Source organism: Bacteroides stercorirosoris (assembly GCF_900142015.1).
GTDB classification, from domain to species: domain Bacteria; phylum Bacteroidota; class Bacteroidia; order Bacteroidales; family Bacteroidaceae; genus Bacteroides; species Bacteroides stercorirosoris.
On record NZ_FQZN01000036.1, the window covers coordinates 38,710 to 53,034 of the forward strand.

Below are 14,325 nucleotides of genomic sequence, written 5' to 3' on the forward strand. Positions count from 1 at the left end.
TTTCGTTCGGACTTTTTTTGTGGAATTATTCCACACTTGTAGAGTGGATTCCACACTTTGGTAATTTCCACTCAGACATTTAATGCTTTGGCAATGAAGAATAAAGGTATAGTTAGCGAACTTTGGCACGCCAGTTGTGTTTTTTATTTATAGGGTTTTTAACATTAACATAAACAGAGAGCTTATGAAATCGTTTTTCAAAAAGAGAGAAATCAGAATAACGAAGAGACAGGCAGTGATTGTCGCAATAGGTATAGTATTGTTAGTAGGGATTTACTGGTTCGTCACCCATCGTCCTGCACCAGCACCGGATCTGCCGGTAGTGGCTGTAGAACCGGTGACACAGGATGATGTGGAAATCTACGGTGAATATGTGGGACGTATCCGCGCTCAACAGTTTGTAGAGGTGCGTGCCCGTGTAGAAGGGTATCTGGAAAATATGCTCTTTGAAGAAGGTACCTATGTGACGAAGAACCAGGTGTTGTTTGTAATCAATCGCGACCAGTATGCAGCCAAGGCTGATAAGGCACGGGCACAACTGAAAAAGGATGAAGCACAGGCCCGCAAGGCACAACGTGATTTGGAACGCATCCGACCGCTGTATGAACAGAATGCTGCCAGCCAGTTGGATTTGGATAATGCGATAGCGGCTTATGAAACAGCGCAAGCCAGCGTAGCCATGAGTCAGGCCGATCTGGATCAGGCGGAACTGGAACTGGGGTATACAATTGTCCGTTCCCCGCTGTCGGGACATATCAGTGAACGCTATGTAGACCTCGGAACACTGGTTGGTACAGGCGGTAAGTCGTTGCTGGCAGCTATTGTGAAGAGTGATACGGTACTGGTTGATTTCAGTATGACTGCACTGGACTATCTGAAAACCAAAGAGCGCAACGTAAACCTGGGACAAAAAGATTCCACCCGTTCCTGGCAACCGAATATTTCTATTACACTTGCCGATAATACGGTTTATCCGTTCAAAGGTTTGGTTGACTTTGCCGAACCGCAGGTTGACCCTCGCACCGGTACATTCTCTGTTCGTGCCGAGATGCCCAATCCGAAACATGTGTTGCTGCCGGGACAGTTCACCAAAGTGAAGCTGTTGCTGGATGTCCGTGAGAATGCAACGGTTGTCCCCCTAAAATCGGTAATCATCGAAAAGGGTGGCGCTTTCGTGTTTGTGATGCGTCGCGACTCCACCGTAGAACGGCGCTTTATTGAACTGGGGCCGGAATTCCAAAACCAGGTGGTAGTGGAAAGAGGTTTAGTGCCGGGTGAAACCATCGTGGTGGAAGGATACCATAAGCTGAGTCCGGGTATGAAAGTTAAGGTGAACAATGCCCTGTTGAAGAAAGAAGACGAGGAACAAAGTCAGACACCGGATACGGTTAAGACTGAGAAGTAATTGACGAACGTAAAACAGACGCATATGAAAGTAAGTTTCTTTATAGACAGACCGGTATTTTCGGCTGTCATCTCCATACTGATTGTCATTGTGGGTATCATCGGATTGTCGATGCTCCCTATTGATCAATATCCGCAGATTACGCCGCCGGTAGTGAAAATCAGCGCATCCTATCCGGGTGCCAGCGCACTGACGGTATCGCAGGCAGTAGCCACACCTATCGAACAGGAATTGAACGGAACACCGGGAATGCTCTATATGGAGTCCAACAGTTCCAACTCCGGTGGTTTCTCGGCTACAGTGACATTTGACATCTCTGCCGACCCGGATTTGGCGGCAGTGGAAATTCAGAACCGTCTGAAACTGGCGGAGTCCCGTCTTCCGGCGGAAGTGGTGCAAAACGGTATTTCGGTAGAAAAACAGGCGGCCAGCCAGTTGATGACTATCTGCCTCATGTCTTCCGACCCGAAGTTTGATGAAATCTACCTGAGTAACTTTGCTACGCTGAATGTGCTCGACTTGCTTCGCCGTATTCCCGGTGTGGGCCGTGTGTCGAATATCGGTAGCCGCTACTACGCCATGCAGATTTGGGTACAGCCGGATAAGTTAGCTAACTTCGGACTGACCGTAGCCGACTTGCAGAATGCACTGAAAGACCAGAACCGTGAGTCTGCAGCCGGTGTGCTGGGGCAACAGCCGGTGAAAGGATTGGATATCACTATTCCTATCACCACCCAGGGGCGTCTGTCTACTGTTGCGCAGTTTGAAGAAATCGTGATACGTGCCAATGCGGATGGCTCTATCATCCGTTTGCGCGATGTGGCACGCATATCTCTGGAGGCTTCTTCTTACAATACCGAGAGTAGCATCAACGGTGAGAATGCAGCGGTGCTGGGCATCTATATGCTGCCGGGGGCCAACGCTATGGAAGTAGCGGAGAATGTGAAAAAGGCGATGGACGAGATTAGCGCTAATTTCCCTGATGGATTGAGTTACGAGATACCGTTCGATATGACAACGTATATTTCGGAATCTATCCATGAAGTGTATAAGACGCTGTTTGAGGCTCTGGCACTGGTAATTATCGTCGTGTTCCTGTCATTGCAAAGCTGGCGTGCCACATTGATTCCGATTGTAGCGGTGCCTATTTCTCTGATTGGTACATTTGGTTTCATGTTGATATTCGGTTTCTCGCTCAATATACTTACGTTACTCGGACTGGTGCTTGCCATCGGTATTGTGGTGGACGATGCCATTGTGGTGGTGGAGAATGTGGAGCGCATCATGCACGAAGAGAAGTTGCCGCCCTACGAAGCCACAAAGAAAGCTATGGAAGGACTGACGGGAGCAATTATCGCTACGTCGCTGGTGCTGGCAGCCGTGTTTGTTCCGGTTAGTTTCCTCGGAGGTATCACGGGGCAGCTCTACCGCCAGTTTACGGTGACGATTGTGGTTTCCGTATTACTCTCTACGGTAGTTGCACTGACACTGAGCCCGGTGATGTGTTCGTTGATATTGAAACCAGACTCCCACAAGCGGAAAAACATTGTATTCCGTTATATCAACTATGCACTGAATATGGGTAACCGCAAATACGTGCGTCAGATTTCACGCGTGATAGGCAATCCCCGCAGGGTATTGGGAGCATTCGGTATAGTATTGATAGCCATCTTCCTGGTGAACCGGTTGATTCCGACCAGCTTCCTGCCCGTGGAAGATCAGGGATATTTCAAAGTAGAACTGGAATTGCCCGAAGGTGCAACGCTGGAACGCACGCGTACCGTATCGGAACGTGCAGTGGAATATCTGATGTTGAACCCGGCTGTGGAATATGTGCAAAGCGTAGTGGGTAGCAGCCCGCGTGTAGGCAGCAGTCAGGCACGCAGTGAACTGACTGTCATCATGAAACCTTGGGGAGCACGGGACGGACAGACCATTGATGATGTAATGGCACAAGTGAAGAAAGACCTTCAGGAATATCCCGAATGTAAGGTTTATCTCTCTACGCCGCCCGTCATTCCGGGATTGGGAAGTTCCGGCGGTTTCGAGATGCAGCTTGAAGCACGCGGTGATGCCACTTTCGATAACCTGGTACAGGCAACGGACACACTGATGTATTACGCATCGCAGCGCAAGGAGTTGTCGGGACTTTCATCTTCTTTGCAGGCGGATATTCCGCAACTTTATTTCGACGTAGACCGGGATAAGGTGAAACTGGCGGGTGTACCCCTGGCAGATGTATTCTCAACCATGAAGGCCTATACCGGTTCGGTATATGTGAACGACTTCAATATGTTCAACCGTATCTATCGTGTGTACATCCAGGCGGAAGCTCCCTATCGGGAACATAAAGAGAATATCAACCTCTTCTTCGTGCGTGGTGCGGATAATGTAATGATACCGTTGACTTCCCTCGGAACAACTTCGTACACCACGGGGCCGGGTAGCATCAAGCGTTTCAATATGTTCAACAGTGCCGTGATTCGTGGCGGGGCTGCCGACGGTTACAGTTCAGGTCAGGCAATGGAAATCATTGAACAGATAGCCCGTGACCACTTGCCGGACAATATCGGTGTGGAATGGAGCGGACTTTCTTATCAGGAGAAGCAGGCTGGCGGACAGACCGCCATGGTGCTGGCACTGGTATTCCTGTTCGTATTCCTTTTCCTGGCTGCACTTTACGAGAGCTGGTCGGTGCCTATCGCCGTATTGCTTTCATTGCCTATTGCCGCATTGGGAGCTTACCTTGGGGTATGGCTGTGTGGACTGGAAAATGATGTTTATTTTCAGATTGGACTCGTTATGCTGGTCGGTCTGGCTGCAAAGAATGCCATTCTGATTGTGGAGTTTGCCAAAGAACAGGTGGACCGTGGGGCGAATGTGGTGAAAGCCGCTCTGCATGCATCGCAGTTGCGTTTCCGTCCTATCCTGATGACGTCGTTGGCATTTATCCTCGGTATGTTGCCGATGGTGATTGCCAGCGGACCGGGTTCGGCAAGCCGTCAGGCCATCGGTACGGGCGTATTCTTCGGAATGATTCTGGCTGTGACGGTAGGTATCTTGCTGGTACCGTTCTTCTTCGTGCTGATTTATAAGGCGAAGGCAAAAGGTGCGAATATTAAGAAAGTTGCGAAGCGATTAAAACGATAAGTTATGAAAAGGAAATATACGATATACTATATGATGGTGCTGGCATTGGTGCTCAGTTCCTGCCAGTTGGGTAAACACTATGCGCGTCCGGAACTGGACCTGCCGCAGCAACTCGACTCTACGGAGCAGGATACACTTTCCATTGCCGACCGCCAGTGGTGGACCATCTACACTGATACTACCCTGCAGGCGCTCATCGAGCGGACGCTGGAATATAATAAGGACATGAAGATTGTCGCCGCACGGGTGAAGGAACTGGCTGCGATGAAGCGCATAGACTTTGCCAATCTTTTCCCGCAAGTCAGTGGCAAGCTGTATGCAGACAAGGAGGCGGAGAACTATGGCGGCGATAATTATGATTCGGACCGGAGTTATGAGGCGAAAGCAATCGTTTCGTGGGAAGTGGACCTTTGGGGAAATCTGCGTTGGGCGAAGGATAAGAGCATGGCGGATTTCCTGGGTTCGATAGAAGCGCAACGTGCCTTGAAGATGAGTCTGGTGGCAGAAGTGGCGCAGGCCTATTTCGAACTGGTGGCGTTGGATAACGAATTGGCAATTGTACGCCAGACACTCGGTGCCCGTAAGGAGGGTGTCCGGTTGGCAAAACTCCGTTTCGAGGGTGGTCTGACTTCGGAAACTTCTTATCAGCAGGCCCAGGTGGAGTTGGCACGTACGGCAACGCTGGTGCCGGACCTGGAACGGAAGATTTCTATCAAAGAGAACGACATTGCTTTCCTGGCGGGCGAGTATCCGCGGAGGATAGAGCGTTCGGTGCTGCCGGAAGAGGTGAAACTGCCGGAAAGTCTTCCTGTGGGGCTTCCTTCCACGCTGCTGGAACGTCGTCCGGACGTGCGTCAGGCGGAACAGAAACTGATTGCTGCGAATGCGACGGTGGGACTTGCATACACCAATATGTTTCCCCGTCTCAGTCTGACGGCTCACTACGGGTTGGAGAGTACCGAGTTTTCGGATTTCCTGAAGTCACCTTATCATTTCCTGAGCGGTTCGTTGTTGACGCCGCTGTTTGCTATGGGTAAGAACCGGGCGATGCTGAAGGCGAAGAAGGCGGCGTATGAGGCGGAGGTCTATGCGTATGAAAAGTCGGTGTTGACTGCCTTCAAGGATGCGCGGAATGCGATTGTGGACTTTGGCAAGATAAAGGAGATTTATGAGTCACGTCTGCAATTGGAGCAGGCGGCACGGACGAATGTGGAACTGGCCCAGTTACAGTATATCAACGGGGTTATCGGGTATTTGGATGTGCTGGATGCGCAGCGTGGATATTTTGATGCGCAGATAGGGCTGAGTAATGCGATACGGGATAAGCAGATAACGCTGGTGCGGCTGTATAAGGCGCTCGGCGGGGGATGGCAATAATATATCTTTTAGACACGGATTACACAGATTACACGGATTCTAACACTATACTATAATTGCATCAGTATGCATTTAGTAAAGAAATCCGTGTAATCTGTGTAATCCGTGTCTAAAAAATCATACCGACGGCGTATTCAGAAAGAAGAACACTGACATCCCGATAAGGATAACTCCCAGCACTCCATAAAATAACCTCGCACGCTGTCGCCCCACACTTCTTACCGCAAACTGAGTGTTCCGTGCAGTGAAGAACCACTCCCAGTCGAACACCGCAGCCAGCAATGAAATGATACCGGCTACTGCAAAAATTCCCTGAATGATGTATTGGCTCATAGTGACTTATTCCTGGCTTTCCATTGTCAGCTTGCGTGAGCCATCTTCCAGTTCTTCGATAGTGACGCGTACCGTATTGCCCGGCAACAGTTCTTCTATCAATTCCGGCCACTCAATAAAGCAGAGCGCTCCGCTGTAGAAATAATCCTCATATCCCATGTCATATACTTCTTCCAGCTTCTTGATGCGGTAGAAGTCGAAATGATAAATGAGTTCGCCCGCTATGTCCGAGCGGTACTCATTGATGACGGCAAAAGTGGGAGAGGTAACGACGTCCTCAACGCCCAATTCCTGGCAAAGTGCCTTGACAAATGTAGTTTTACCGGCTCCCATCTTCCCGTAAAGAGCAAAAACGGTATTGTCGCCCATTGCAGCGATAAATTCGCGGGCGGCTTCGTGGATATGGTCCAGAGATTGAATTTTGATTTCCATATTATCTTTAACTTATGTGATTTATTAGTAGACTATCTCAATTCTCCTCCTCCGGGGAGGAGGAGTACCCGTAGGGGGAGGTGGTAGGAGACTTACCATCAGCTTCGTCCCCCCAACGTAATCAGCGGAATAATCATCTCCTCCATCGATATTCCCCCATGCTGGAAAGTATCAGTGTAGTAGCTGACGTAGTGATTATAATTGTTCGGATAAGCAAAGAAATCCCGTCCGGTGGCAAAAATATAACGTGTGCTCACATTGGGTGAGGGCAGGTGTATATCTGCAGGGCGGGTGATTTCGAATACTTGTTTAGGATTGTATGCCATGTTGCGCGATAACTTATAGCGCAGGTTGGTATTGATTTCCTTACTGTTGCTTTGCACTTTTACCGGGTTGTCTACGCGGATGCTGCCATGATCCGTAGTGATAATGACACGATACTGTCGGCTGGCAAGTGCTTTCAGCAGGTCACTCAACGGTGAGTGGCGGAACCACGAAAGCGTGATGCTGCGGTAAGCTGCCTCGGTGGAGGCGAGTTCGCGTATCATCTTACTTTCCGTGCGGCTGTGGCTCAACATGTCGATGAAGTTGAACACGGCAACATTAAGGTCGTTCTGTGCCAGTGCAGGCAGTTGTGCCAACAGGCGTTCGGCACCTGCGGCATCATTTATTTTATGGTAAGAGAATGTATCGTTACGGCGATAACGCTCGATAATGGTGCGTATCAACGGGGCTTCGTTCAGGTTCTTATTTTCTTCTTCGTCCTCATCTACCCACAATTCCGGAAAGAGCCGCGCTATCTGGTCGGGCATCAGACCGGAGAAGATGGCGTTGCGGGCATATTGTGTGGCAGTGGGCAGGATGCTGAAATAAAGTTGTTCGTCGATGTTGAACAAGCCGGACAGCTCGTCGGCAAGGACTCGCCATTGGTCGTAGCGGAAGTTGTCGAGGACGATGAAGAACACCTTTTCACCTTTGTCCAACAGAGGGAAAAGAACACGTTTGAAGATGTCAGGGCTCATGAGTGGACGGTCGAGGGGAGCGTCTTGCGTTGATACCCAGTCCTCATAGTGCTTCTTGATGAACTTGGCGAAAGCGGAGTTGGCTTCTGCCTTCTGCATGGCAAGCATTTCACTCATGGGACTGTCTGTTGCCTCCAGTTCCAGTTCCCAGTATACGAGGCGGCGGTATAGTTCCATCCAGTCGGCGGCGGTCAGCGAATCGTTGATTTGCATGCCTATCTTGCCGAAGTTCTGTTGATAGCCGGTCTGTGCGGCTTCGCTGACTATGTCCCGGCGGTGCAGGTTCTTCTTTAGTGACAGTAATATCTGGTTGGGGTTGACGGGTTTGATAAGGTAATCCGCTATCTTTTGCCCGATAGCCATATCCATGATATTTTCTTCTTCACTTTTGGTAATCATGATGACGGGAACGGTGGAGCAGATTTCTTTTATCAATGCCAGAGTTTGCAGACCGCTCAGTCCGGGCATGTTTTCGTCCAGAAAGATGAGGTCGTAGGTAGTGGCACGGCAGCGGTCGAGCGCATCCTGTCCGTTGGTTACGGTGTCGACTTCGTAACCTTTGCCTTCCAGAAACAGGATGTGCGGTCGCAACAAACTGATTTCATCGTCTACCCAAAGTAATCTGTCTTTCTTCATATTTTATGTTTTCAGTCCTCAAAGATAACACCATTTTCCGGGTCGTCCTCTTCCGCAGGCAGATTTTCTTCTTTCTGCCGTTCTTCTTCCTCGGTAGGCAGGTTCAGCAGAGGTTCGTCCAGTGTGTAACCTTTCAGCTCGGGTTCCGGAATGGAAGAGAAGTGGGCACGGTAGAAGGTGTCGTAGTCATCAAAACTGTATTGCTTGATGAGTTGTTCATAATTTGCTTCCGAAATGAGCACTGCACGCATACCGCTCAGTCGGGCAGCCATTTCGGGAGTGGCATAGAGTCTGCGGAAATATTGCTGCGCTTCATCATAATTGCTGAATGGCTTGATTTGCAGCATCCCGATGCCCCGCTCGTGAGCAAAGGCAAGGTCGAAGTTCTTTACCAGGAAAGTGGAGAAGTTATAGCGTGCCACTTCAAACAGAAGCATGTTTTCGTTTACTTTTCCTTCTTCGTAGGCAAGGATAAAGAGGAACGGAACATTGCGCTCCGTGCTGAATGCACTGTCCGGTGGAAGGACGGCGGCATTGCCCAGGCTATCGCCTAATAAGTTACCGGCTTCGGCAAGTTCAGCATTTCGGCGTTGCCAGATGGAACCGAATGTATGACTGTCGCGTGCCAGCAAACGCCCTTCCTGTACACCTTTCAGTATATGGGCGGCGAGGTCGGTGATTTCATTCTGCGGATATTGCTGTACAAGCTGTTTCAGGGTGGCGAGGAATTGCTTGGTTTCTCCACCTTGCAGGCGGGTGACGGCATCGAGGAACATGAACTTCGGGCGATGCTGTCCCAGAGGATATATCTCTGCGGAAAGATGCGCGGCAGCACGTACGGTGGCAGTGTCTCCCGCCTGGAAATGCTCGTAGGCATGGGTATAGAGCGAGTCTTCACGTTGCTTACCGTGCACGGCGTTCTCCGCAAAATCCGGGTCGGCCAGCGTTTTGGCGTAACGGCTTTCGGGGAAGCGGGTGATAAGCTCGGATTTATATCTTTCGGCTTTTTGTAAAGGGGTTCCCGCATATTGCTGTTGTGCAGAAAGGCTGTCATCCGTCATCCTGAGCTTGTCGAAGGATCTGCTCCCTTTTCTATAATATTCCATAGCTAATTCAGTCAGGAACAACTGATAATACACCTCATCCAATTGCGTGAAGTCCGGGAACTGACTTACAAGCCGTTCAAAGGCAGTTTCCGCTTTCCGGAAATCCTGCATGCGGTCTTTGAATACCATTCCGGCACCATACAGGGCTTCTGATAACAATGCGTTTGAAGTTTGCATTGCTTCTTCTGTCAGTGGAATTTGCGACAGATAGTATTCCGGGCGATGCGTGTCGTTGGCAAGGCTGTCGGTGCCTGTTTTTTCGTTGTTACCGATGCCTGTTTTCCCGTTCTCACTATTCTGCGAGTGGGTACAGTCAGTTTCACCTTCCTTATTGTTCTGAATAGAATCTGTTCCGGCAGTCTGTTCGGGCTCGTTATAATCTATTTCCCCGAAATCATCCAGGGCGACTACAGTTTTATTCTTTCTCCGCCAGTTATCTTCCAGTTTCCGGCGTCCCCATAAACGTTGGAATTCCGCTTTCCCCTGTTCCACTAATTGCGGATTATAGAAGTACCAGGCTTGCTTTCCCCCTATGGTAGGTTGGGTGGTTTGCGGAGTAGTGGTGGTGCTTTGTCCCGGTCGGGTGACGATGGAAGTGGCGGGCAATTGGTTGGCAGCTTCATCAAGCATTTGTTGACGGTTGGTTTCCCGTTCCGCTTCCTCTGCCGCTTTGCGTTCCGCTTCTTCCCGGGCAATGACTTGCGCGATGATTTCCTTTATTATGGTCAGCCTTTCTTCTTCCGTCATTCCGGCAAGGAGCTGCAAGCTGTCTTGCAATTGTATGGCAGTGGTGTGTGGTACCAGTTCGTCCAGAATTTCCGAACGGGTGGTGGCGGTATCATATTCCTGATGCGTCTTGTCTATCAGTCCGATGGCTTCGGCGTATGCTTTTTGCGCTTCGGCATAGTGTGCCTGCTGCCAATACAGATTTCCCAGCGTGAGTTGCAGAACACCTTTCTCCACGCCGTTTCGTTTGCTCTTTTCTATTCCTTTATGATAGGCGGCAAGAGCCTGAACCGTATCTTTTTCGGCAAGATAGACGTTGCCCAGTGCATAATATATCTGGTCCAGAAATTCTTCATTCTTTTCATCACGGCTGAGACGCAACAGTTTTCCTGTAATTTTACGGCTGTTGGCGGCGGGCATCACTTCCGTTTGCCGGATGCGGGCACTGAGGGCCAGTTCATACGGTGGGTTGAGGCGGATTACTTTGCTGTAAGCCTGATAGGCTTGTTCCGGTTGCTGCAACATTTGATAAGTCTGCCCCAGGAGGTAGTAACAGCGTGCTTTCTGTTTCTTATTCTTTTCGCTCTTGGCGGTTTTTTCCAGATGCGGAATGGCTTCCCTGTACCGCTTGTTGCCCAACAGGAAATTTCCCGTTGCCGAGGCATACGGAGCTGCCAGTGACAGGGGCAGACTGTCGTTGTTCACCCGGCTCAAGGCATCTTCGGCGTCATATTGCCAACCCAATGCTGAGTAACAGCGGGATAGCCAGATGAGTGCTTCGGAAGTAATGCCCGTTTGTCCGTCGTAAAGGCGTGCGATGTAGGAGAATGTTGATGCAGCTTCCGGGAAGTCTCCTTTCTGATATTGCGCTTTGCCCAGTAACAGCCATGCGCGGTGTATGAAGGGGTTGAACTCGCGACGTGCCAGCCATTTCTTGTATTCATCCGTGTATGCCCGTCCCGGTTTGCGGATAGGGCGTCTTTTGATGGAGTGCTGTCGGATGGCTTTTTGTGCTTTTTCAATAGCTCGGTCGAAGTCGGAAGTGCCGATACTTGTGGTTTCTTTATTGCCTATGGGGTAGAGGGGGAGCACCTCCATGTAATTGTCCTTATTTCCTTGCTGTTGCGCTTCGAGTCCGGCTTTATAGGCTTCATTGCCATTGAAATAAACGTTGTAGCGGGTGGTCAGGGCATGGTAGAAGCGTGTACCGGCTGTATTCTTTCGAGTGGAACATCCGGCAACGAGCATCAAAGTCACTAAGATGCCAGTGAGGTAGATTACTTTGCGTTTCAAACTATGCCAGTAGGTTTTACGGGTTCTGCGTTTTCTGCCGTAAAGATAAATAAAAACTCTTTCCCAACTTACATACCACATATATAATAATGGAAAAGAAGATGATAGCCGCCCCCGAAGGCACATTGAGATAATAAGATATCATCAATCCCCCCAGGCAACTGAGATAACCGATGCCGATGGATAGCCATATAATACGGTGAAAACGGTGTGAGAATAAGTTCGCCGTCATTTGCGGAATGGTGAGCAGCGAAATGACCAGCACGATACCCACCATGCGCAGGCAGGCAACGATGGTCAGCGCAATGAACATCATCAGCACGTACTCAAATATCTGCACCGGAATTCCTTGCGACCGGGCAAACTCCCTGTCGAAAGCAACATAAATAATCGGGCGCAGATAAAGCACAAAGAAGATAGTCAGTATCACCGCAAGCCCAGCCAACAACGCTATATCAGTCATCGTAATCGTCAGGATATTGCCAAACAGATAAGCAGACAGGTCGGGCGCAAACCCCGGAGAAAGGAAAGTGAACATGATACCCAATGCCATACCCAATGTCCAGAACACCGCAATGGCCGAATCTTCGCGCATATCATTGCGTTTGCTCAGCCACTCCACCCCAAACGCAGACAACACAGCAAAAACACCGGCTGCCAGAATGGGGGAGATGCCTGCATAGAGTCCCAAACCGATACCGCCAAAAGAAGCATGTGTCAGTCCGCCGCTAATGAACACCAACCGTCTCGTTACAATGTATGTACCGATAAGCCCGCAAACGATGCTTGCCAGCAAACTGCCGATAAGGGCGTGTTGAAAGAATGTATATTGCAGTAGATCCACGTTGTTAGTGATTAGTTGTTAGTGATTAGTGATTATCAGTTAATGTATATAGAGAACTATCATACCGCATGGCATTAATCACTAATCACTAACCGCTAATCACTGTCCTTCTCTCTCCAATAATAAGGAATACCTCGTCTTTTATATTATCCGGCAGCGCAATCCCGCGTAGTTGCAGGCTTCGCACCCATCCGGCGACGTCAGTATCCTGCATGGTATAGAATATATCCCTAAATTCATCTTCTTGTTCGGAAGTATAATCTTCGGGAGCAACGCCGATGTACTTGTCCAGCTCTTCATCGTCGTAATACTCTATCTTCTTGCTGACGGCAGCCAGCAGACTGTCCCGTTCGCATACCTCATGCTGTCCACAACACTCTGCATCCACTTCTTTCACTTCGGGCATGGCATCCAGTTCTCCGCGCTCAATTTTCTTCTGCAAGCGGCGGTTGCGGATGTATCCTGCCAGAAGGGCAATGCAGACAAGTACAATCAGACTTATTATCAGTATCCACATATTCTATTCCTCTATTTCTATTTCAAATCCGGCTTGTTGCAAGTCTTTCCAATATCCCGGATAAGATTTGGAAACCACCTGAGGCTCTGCAATCAATAAAGACGGCATCCGCATGGCGGCAGGTGCAAAGGCCATTGCCATCCGGTGGTCCTCGTAAGTTGCGATAACGGGATTGGCTTCCGGTTCATGGCGCTCACCGTCCCAGATTAATATACTGTCCTCTTCCGACTTCACCACATATCCCAACTTATGCAATTCGGTGATGAGTGCCTGAATCCGGTCTGTTTCCTTGATTTTCAAACTCTGCAATCCGGTGAAACGGAAAGGTATGTTCATTAAACAACAAGTCACAACGAAAGTTTGTGCCAGGTCGGGTATATCGACTAAATCTTCCTTGATGCGGGCAACAGGGCTGCCCATCTTGGTCAATACTACTCCACGGTCGGTATGTGCTGTCCGTACACCAAGTTTCGTGAATATCTCCGCTCCCCGGCTGTCTCCCTGATAGCTGCGTGGGAAAAGTCCCGATAATTCCACTTCAGTTTTTACGGTTTCCTTGTCGTTAGTTGCATCGTCACAGCTCAGGGCAACCATCTGATACCAATAGGACGCAGCACTCCAGTCGCTTTCCACCGTGAAAGGTATGTCTTTGTAAGTGCCGGGGCGGACGGTGATACTGCTTTCGGAACTCCATGCGGCTTCTGCACCGAATTCCTTCATCAGTTGCAACGTCAGGTTGATATAGGGGCGTGAGATGATTTCTCCCGTCAGGTTCAGTTTAAGTCCGTTTTTCAGAATCGGACCAATCATCAGTAAGGCAGATATATATTGTGAACTTACGTTTCCGGCCAGCGTGATTTCTTCGCCCGTCAGCTCTGTGCCTGTGATGCGTAGCGGAGGGTAACCCTCTTTGCCGGCATATTCAATTTGCGCACCCAGTTCGCGCAGGGCATCCACAAGAATCCGTATAGGACGTTGCTGCATCCGCTCGGTACCCGTAATGATGCGTGTACCGGGTGTTACGCTGAGATAAGCGGTGAGAAAACGCATGGCTGTTCCAGCGGCAAGGATGTCGATATGTTCGGGAGTTCCGTCCAAAGCCTTTATCATGACACGGGTGTCGTCGCAGTCGCTCAGATTGGCGGGTGTGATGCACCCCTGTGCCAAAGCATGTAATATCAAAGCCCGGTTACTGATACTCTTGGATGCCGGGAGCTGAATAGTGGTGTGCAGAGTGGCAGGTGCCGAAAGTTTATAGCGCATAGTTGTATTCTTTCTTAGAATCTAATAGCTGGTTTACAGACTACAAAAGTACGATAAATATCTGAATAAAGAAACTATTTTCTTTCCACCTTCTTCACCCACTGGAAATAGCTTTTCAGTAATGTCTCTTCCGGTATAAGTTCCGTCATCCCGTGCTCTTCCAGATACAACTCCGTGGCCCTTGTGAACATCATCCCGTTCTTAAACTTGTTCCTGCGCAG

Annotated in this window: 10 protein-coding genes; 3 read left to right on the top strand and 7 right to left on the bottom strand. The window is 49.6% G+C overall.

Annotated elements, in window-relative coordinates; genetic code table 11:
- Nucleotides 1-184: 184 nt before the first annotated feature.
- From BUC01_RS20765 to BUC01_RS20775, 3 genes are read left to right on the top strand one after another with little or no spacing between them, the layout of a single operon-like run.
- Nucleotides 185-1,405, top strand: coding sequence for an efflux RND transporter periplasmic adaptor subunit (locus tag BUC01_RS20765; protein WP_073314724.1), 1,221 nt, complete (start codon nt 185-187; stop codon nt 1,403-1,405).
- Between the two features lie 24 nt (nt 1,406-1,429).
- Nucleotides 1,430-4,555, top strand: a complete 3,126-nt coding sequence (locus tag BUC01_RS20770) for an efflux RND transporter permease subunit (protein WP_073314727.1) — start codon at nt 1,430-1,432, stop codon at nt 4,553-4,555.
- Between the two features lie 3 nt (nt 4,556-4,558).
- Entirely contained in the window at nt 4,559-5,932 is a 1,374-nt protein-coding gene (locus BUC01_RS20775; RefSeq protein WP_025832962.1) for an efflux transporter outer membrane subunit, read from the top strand.
- A 117-nt stretch (nt 5,933-6,049) separates the two neighbouring features.
- On the opposite strand, the gene BUC01_RS20780 is transcribed toward BUC01_RS20775, so the two are convergent.
- The 7 genes from BUC01_RS20780 to BUC01_RS20810 all read right to left on the bottom strand — a co-directional run bounded on the left by BUC01_RS20780 (nt 6,050) and on the right by BUC01_RS20810 (nt 14,104).
- The gene (locus BUC01_RS20780) at nt 6,050-6,265 is read right to left on the bottom strand and encodes an immunity 17 family protein (RefSeq protein WP_025832961.1); all 216 of its coding nucleotides are present in this window, start codon (nt 6,263-6,265) and stop codon (nt 6,050-6,052) included.
- A gap of 6 nt (nt 6,266-6,271) precedes the next feature.
- Nucleotides 6,272-6,697, bottom strand: coding sequence for a tRNA (adenosine(37)-N6)-threonylcarbamoyltransferase complex ATPase subunit type 1 TsaE (gene tsaE, locus BUC01_RS20785; RefSeq protein ID WP_025832960.1), 426 nt, complete (start codon nt 6,695-6,697; stop codon nt 6,272-6,274).
- A 98-nt stretch (nt 6,698-6,795) separates the two neighbouring features.
- Complete coding sequence (gene porX, locus BUC01_RS20790) at nt 6,796-8,355, bottom strand: T9SS response regulator signal transducer PorX (RefSeq protein WP_073314729.1); 1,560 nt, start codon at nt 8,353-8,355, stop codon at nt 6,796-6,798.
- An 11-nt stretch (nt 8,356-8,366) separates the two neighbouring features.
- The gene (gene porW / locus BUC01_RS20795) at nt 8,367-11,480 is read right to left on the bottom strand and encodes a type IX secretion system periplasmic lipoprotein PorW/SprE (RefSeq protein WP_394363935.1); all 3,114 of its coding nucleotides are present in this window, start codon (nt 11,478-11,480) and stop codon (nt 8,367-8,369) included.
- A 16-nt stretch (nt 11,481-11,496) separates the two neighbouring features.
- Nucleotides 11,497-12,324, bottom strand: coding sequence for a metal ABC transporter permease (locus tag BUC01_RS20800; protein ID WP_025832959.1), 828 nt, complete (start codon nt 12,322-12,324; stop codon nt 11,497-11,499).
- Between the two features lie 88 nt (nt 12,325-12,412).
- Nucleotides 12,413-12,841 (bottom strand): hypothetical protein, encoded by a 429-nt coding sequence (locus BUC01_RS20805; RefSeq protein ID WP_025832958.1) that lies wholly within the window; start codon nt 12,839-12,841, stop codon nt 12,413-12,415.
- A gap of 3 nt (nt 12,842-12,844) precedes the next feature.
- Nucleotides 12,845-14,104: a 3-phosphoshikimate 1-carboxyvinyltransferase gene (locus BUC01_RS20810; protein WP_025832956.1), complete on the bottom strand. Its 1,260-nt coding sequence runs from the start codon at nt 14,102-14,104 to the stop codon at nt 12,845-12,847.
- Nucleotides 14,105-14,325 lie beyond the last annotated feature (221 nt).